The organism is Micromonospora globispora, assembly GCF_003857015.1.
Lineage (GTDB): Bacteria > Actinomycetota > Actinomycetes > Mycobacteriales > Micromonosporaceae > Micromonospora > Micromonospora globispora.
On the sequence record NZ_QGGF01000247.1, the window covers coordinates 1 to 5,509 of the forward strand.

General features: G+C 71.6%; 5 protein-coding genes. 3 read left to right on the forward strand and 2 right to left on the reverse strand.

From position 1 onward, the window contains the following. Window positions 1-1,264, reverse strand: a 1,264-nt coding sequence (locus tag DKL51_RS11245; protein WP_148097766.1) for an MDR family MFS transporter, incomplete at its 3' end; no start/stop codon positions are given. 151 nt (window positions 1,265-1,415) lie between these two features. Here DKL51_RS11245 and DKL51_RS11250 point away from each other — a divergent pair. Beyond that, on the forward strand, window positions 1,416-2,183 hold the full coding sequence (locus DKL51_RS11250) for a phosphoglyceromutase (protein WP_109946173.1): 768 nt from the start codon (window positions 1,416-1,418) through the stop codon (window positions 2,181-2,183). A gap of 50 nt (window positions 2,184-2,233) precedes the next feature. On the opposite strand, the gene phoU is transcribed toward DKL51_RS11250, so the two are convergent. Then, window positions 2,234-2,887: a phosphate signaling complex protein PhoU gene (phoU, locus tag DKL51_RS11255; RefSeq protein WP_109946172.1), complete on the reverse strand. Its 654-nt coding sequence runs from the start codon at window positions 2,885-2,887 to the stop codon at window positions 2,234-2,236. A 211-nt stretch (window positions 2,888-3,098) separates the two neighbouring features. Here phoU and DKL51_RS11260 point away from each other — a divergent pair, with 211 nt between their 5' ends. Both DKL51_RS11260 and DKL51_RS11265 read left to right on the forward strand, forming a co-directional pair. Continuing rightward, the gene (locus DKL51_RS11260) at window positions 3,099-4,391 is read left to right on the forward strand and encodes a sensor histidine kinase (protein ID WP_185734775.1); all 1,293 of its coding nucleotides are present in this window, start codon (window positions 3,099-3,101) and stop codon (window positions 4,389-4,391) included. A 22-nt stretch (window positions 4,392-4,413) separates the two neighbouring features. After that, entirely contained in the window at window positions 4,414-5,097 is a 684-nt protein-coding gene (locus DKL51_RS11265; protein WP_109946171.1) for a response regulator, read from the forward strand. Window positions 5,098-5,509: the final 412 nt, after the last annotated feature.

Below are 5,509 nucleotides of genomic sequence, written 5' to 3' on the forward strand. Positions count from 1 at the left end.
GCGCCGGGGTGCGCGCCACCGTGACCGGCTGGACCGGCACCACGGGCGGCCGGAGTTGCCCGGCGCGGCGCTCCCGGGCGGGGCCCGAGACCAGGTGGGCCACCGCCATCACCAGGCCGATCGCGGCGCAGCCGAGCCAGAGGGCGCTGTTGCCGGCGTGCTCGCGGACCAGGCCGCCCAGCACCGGGGCGACCGCCCCGGCCACCTGCCAGGAGAGCGAGAAGGCGCCCTGGTAGCGGCCGCGCAGCGCGGCGGGGGAGAGCTCGGCGATCAGCGTGGCGTTGGACGGCGAGTTGAGCATCTCGCCGACGGTCCAGATCAGCACGGTGATCCCGTAGAACCAGGCGGCCTCGGCGAACGCGGTCAGCCCGAAGCCGACCCCCATGACCACCGCGGCGAGCGCGAGCACGTGCGACCGGCTCCGCCCCTTGATCAGCCGGGGCACGAAGAGCTGGCCGAGGACGATCAGCACGCCGTTGAGCGCGATCACCGAGCCGTACGTGGCGGGGCTCAGGCCGGAGTCGCCCATCGCGATCGGCAGCATCGAGATGTGCTGGAGGAAGACCAGCGCACCGAAGAGGTTGAGCGCCACGAAGCCCAGGAAGACCCGGTCGGAGAGGATGGTCCGCAACGCCCCGGCGGGGACCGCTCCGCTGGTCGTCACCGCGGCCGGGGCGGTGCGGGTCTCCTTCACCCGGGCGAAGATGATCAGCGCGGTGATCACCGTGGTGCTCGCGTCCACCACGAAGAGCAGCAGGTAACCGGCCTGGGCGGCGAGGCCGGCGAGCACCGCGGCGCAGGCGAAGCCGAGGTTGATCGCCCAGTAGTTCAGCGAGAAGGCCCGCAGCCGGTCCTTCTCCGGCACCACGTCGATCATCATCGCGCCGAACGCCGGCCGGGCCGCCTCGGCGAACGTGCCGAGCAGCAGCGCGCCCAGCGCCACCGCCCAGAGCGGCCGGGCCAGACCGAGCCCGAGCATCATGGTGGCCGCGCCGAGGTGCGCGGTGAGCAGGGTGGGGCGCCGGCCCCAGCGGTCGGTGAGGGTGCCGCCGACGGTGGTGCCGACCGCGCCGCCGACGCCCCAGAGGCCGAGCACCAGGCCGGCCTGCGACGCCGAGAAGCCGCGCTCCTGGGTGAGGTAGATGGCCAGGAAGACCAGTACGAACGAGCCGAGCCGGTTGATCAGCGTGCCGGTCCACAGGTACCAGAAGGCCCTCGGCAGTCCACCCGTCGTGTCCCGGAACCAACCCCGTACCGTCCGCACCGTTCCGCCCCCGCTTCGGTAATGACCGATCAATCTCAAGCGCCTTACAACCTAGTGCCGCACCGGAACGCCGGTCATCAGCTTTTCCACGTGGTGGTCGTCACGACCGGTCACCGCGTGTCCGCCGACGGCGTACGGCAGGATGATCGGCATGACTGCGAGCGAGGGGCCCACCGTCGGGACGCTGGTCCTGCTGCGGCACGGCGAGAGCGACTGGAACGCCAAGAACCTCTTCACCGGCTGGGTGGACGTCGACCTGACCGAGAAGGGCGAGAACGAGGCCCGGCGCGGCGGCGAGCTGCTGCGCGAGCACAGCCTCATGCCGGACGTCGTGCACACCAGCGTGCTGCGCCGCGCGATTCGCACCGCCGAGCTGGCGCTGAACGCCGCCGACCGGCACTGGATCGCGGTGCGCCGGTCCTGGCGGCTCAACGAGCGGCACTACGGCGCCCTGCAGGGCAAGAACAAGAAGCAGACCCTGGACGAGTACGGCGAGGAGCAGTTCATGCTCTGGCGCCGGTCGTACGACACGCCGCCGCCGCCGATCGACGACAACGACGAGTGGTCCCAGGTCGGTGACCCCCGGTACGCGCTGCTGCCGACCGAGCTGATGCCGCGCACCGAGTGCCTCAAGGATGTCGTCGAGCGGATGCTGCCGTACTGGTACGACTCGATCGTCCCGGACATCCTCGCCGGCCGGACGGTGCTGGTGGCCGCGCACGGCAACTCGCTGCGCGCCCTGGTCAAGCACCTCGACCAGATCAGCGACGAGGCGATCGCCAAGCTGAACATCCCGACCGGTATCCCGCTGCGCTACGACCTGGACCCGCAGCTGCGGCCGATGACGCTGGGCGGGACGTACCTCGACCCGGCCGCCGCCAAGCAAGCCGCCGCCGCGGTCGCCAACCAGGGCCGCTGAGCCGACGATGAAGGCCCCCGGGCATCCCGGGGGCCTTCGTCGTGTTCGGGTCAGCTTGCGGCCGGCGTGTTCTCCCCGGTGATCAGGTAGACCACGTGCTCGCCGGCGTTCACCGCATGATCGGCGAAGCGCTCGTAGAAGCGCCCGAGCAGGGTGGCGTCGATCGCCGTCTCGACCCCGTACGGCCAGTCGTCATCCAGGAGCACGCCGAAGAGGCTCTTGTGCAGGTCGTCCATCGCGTCGTCGTCCCGGTCCAGCTCGGCGGCGAGCGCGGCGTCCGGCGCGCCCAGCACCTTGCCGATCTTCACGGCCATCCGGTCGGCGATCTCGGCCATGTCCGTGAAGACGGGCCGCAGCTCGGCCGGTACGGCCGGCGAGGGGTGCCGGCGCAGCGAAGTCTTGGCCACGTGGTCGGCCAGGTCGCCCATCCGCTCCAGGTCGGCCGCCACATGCAGCGCGGTGATCACCATGCGCAGGTCGGTGGCGACCGGCGCCTGGCGGGCGAGCAGGTCGCAGACCCGCTCCTCGACCTGCCGGTAGACCCCGTCGATCTCGGCGTCGCCGGCGATCACCGCCTCGGCGGCCTGCCGGTCGGCGGTGAGCAGGGCACGGGTCGCCTGACGCATCGCGGTGCGGACCCCTTCCGCCATGTCCACCAGCAGTTGGCTGACGGCCTGCAGTTCGGCCCGGAACTCGTCGCGCATCGTCACTTCCTGGGGTTGGTGTCCGCCCGGCCCGGAGACCCGGTGCCGGCGTACGGCTTGAGCAGGTGCGCCCAACGGTAGGTCGGGGGAGCGGACCCGAGGTGAACGCCGGTGAACGACGCGGGACCCGCGGGTGAACTTTCCCGGAAGCGCGAGTGCTTCGTCCGGTTATGGGCGATCGCCAGGTGAACGATGACCCTACGATCGCCGGGTGGAATGGGCGGTGGCGGTCGTGGTGGCCGTGGCGCTGGTGACCGGACTGGTCGCCGGGTTGCTGCTGGCCGGACCCGTCCGCGAATGGCGGCGTCGGTGGACGCCGCCGGGGAGCGGCCGCTCCCGCGGGAGAGCAGGGAGGCCGGGCATTCCCGACGACCAGCAGGGCGGGCTCACCGGGCTCGGCCGCAAGACGATCGACTCCCTCCGCGCCGGCGTCGTGGTCCTCGACCCGGACGACGAACCCGTCCTGGTGAACCCGGCCGCCCGGGCGCTGGGCCTGCTGCGTACCGGTGCCACCCCCGGCTCCATCGCCGCCCACCCGCTGATCCGCACCCTCGCCGGGCAGGTGCGCCGCACCGGCGTACGGCGGGAGATCGAGCTGGACCTGCCCCGCGGCCGGGACAGCGTCGGCGACAACCCGCTCGGCGTGCACCTGCGCGCCATGGGTATCGGCGCCGGCTACATCTCGATCGAGGCGGCCGACGTCACCGAGTCGCACCGGCTCGCCCGGGTCCGCCGCGACTTCGTGGCTAACGTCAGCCACGAACTGAAGACCCCGATCGGTGCGCTGCAACTGCTCGCCGAGGCGCTGCTGGACGCGACCGAGCCGGCCGGCGAGGGGGCGCCGGACCTCTACGCTGACCTGGTCGCCGCCCGCCGTTTCGCCGAGCGGATCCAGCACGAGTCGACCCGGCTCGGCCGGCTGGTGCAGGAACTGCTGGAGCTGACCCGGCTCCAGGGCGCCGAGCCGCAGCCGCCGCCCGAGCCCGTCGCGGTGGACTGGGTGATCGCCGAAGTGGTCGACCGCACCCGCACCGCAGCCACCGCCCGGCGGATCGACGTCGTGATCGAGGGCGAGCGCGGCCTGACCGTGTACGGCAGCGACCGCCAGATCGCCACCGCCGTGGCCAACCTGGTCGAGAACGCCATCAACTACTCGGGCGAGGACACCACCGTCCGGGTCACCACCCGAAAGACCGACGAGTACGTCGACATCGCCGTGGCCGACCAGGGCATCGGCATCGCCCCCAACGAGGTGGACCGGATCTTCGAGCGGTTCTACCGGGCGGACCGGGCCCGCTCCCGCGCCACCGGTGGCACCGGCCTCGGCCTGGCCATCGTCAAGCACATCGCCAGCAACCATGGCGGTCGGGTGGATGTGGCGAGCACTCTTGGTGGGGGGTCGACGTTCACCCTCCGGCTGCCCACAAGCCCACCGGACGACCTGGAGGCGACACTCGCCTCCGCTGAGATCGAGGCCGGCCCGGCCGAGCTCCGGCAGGTCTGACCGACAGGAAAGGAAACACCCGTTGAGCCGCGTACTGGTGGTCGAGGACGAGGAGTCGTTCTCCGACGCCCTGTCGTACATGCTCCGCAAGGAGGGCTTCGAGGTGTCCGTCGCCGCGACGGGCCCCTCCGCCCTCACCGAGTTCGACCGGACCGGCGCCGACATCGTGCTGCTCGACCTGATGTTGCCGGAGATGTCGGGTTCCGAGGTCTGCCGGCAGTTGCGGCAGCGCTCGCACGTGCCGATCATCATGGTCACCGCCCGGGACAGCGAGATCGACAAGGTGGTCGGCCTGGAGATCGGGGCCGACGACTACGTCACCAAGCCGTACTCGCCGCGGGAACTGGTGGCGCGGATCCGTGCCGTGCTGCGCCGGCAGAGCGCGGAGGTGGCCGAGTCCGGCGCTCCGACGCTCGCCGCCGGCCCGGTCCGGATGGACGTCGAGCGGCACGTGGTGACCGTCGACGGTGCCGCCGTTCAGCTGCCGCTCAAGGAGTTCGAGCTGCTCGAACTGCTGCTGCGTAATGCGGGTCGGGTGCTCACTCGAGGGCAGCTCATCGACCGGGTCTGGGGTGCCGACTACGTGGGCGACACCAAGACCCTGGACGTGCACGTCAAGCGGCTGCGATCCAAGATCGAGCCGGAGCCGTCGGCGCCGCGCTACATCGTCACGGTGCGGGGGCTGGGGTACAAGTTCGAGCCGTGACGGGCGGTTCGCTCTGGCCCGTCCGTGCGTTAGGGCCCCGGGTGGTTGCGGTGGGGTGTGGCCCGCCGTGTCCGGCTCCGGGTGGTCAGGCTTGATCCCTGCGCCGGTCACGGCGGGCCACACCCCTGACCTGGGCGCGGTCCGTGCCGGCCGTGCGGCCGGGGACGCTTCGCGCGGCGGTACGCGCCGTTTCCCGCAACTCGCGCCTGCCTCCCCAAGATCCGCGCAGTTTCCCCGAAGTTGGTGCCTGAACGCGTTCGGAGGGGCCTGTTTCCCTGAAGTTGCGCGGATCTTGCCGTGCCGGCGGCAGTGACCCGGCTGCGACATGTGGGGTGGATTGCCCGTCCGCCGCTGTGGCCGGCTGAGTCGTCTGGGATCGGTGTCCGGTTTGTGGGTGTGACCGGGGGCATCG

Bases quoted from the DNA above. Each gene is read 5' to 3' on its own strand.
- phoU (WP_109946172.1), bottom strand. From the start codon at position 2,887: ATGCGCGACGAGTTCCGGGCCGAACTGCAGGCCGTCAGCCAACTGCTG.
- DKL51_RS11250 (WP_109946173.1), top strand. From the start codon at position 1,416: ATGACTGCGAGCGAGGGGCCCACCGTCGGGACGCTGGTCCTGCTGCGG.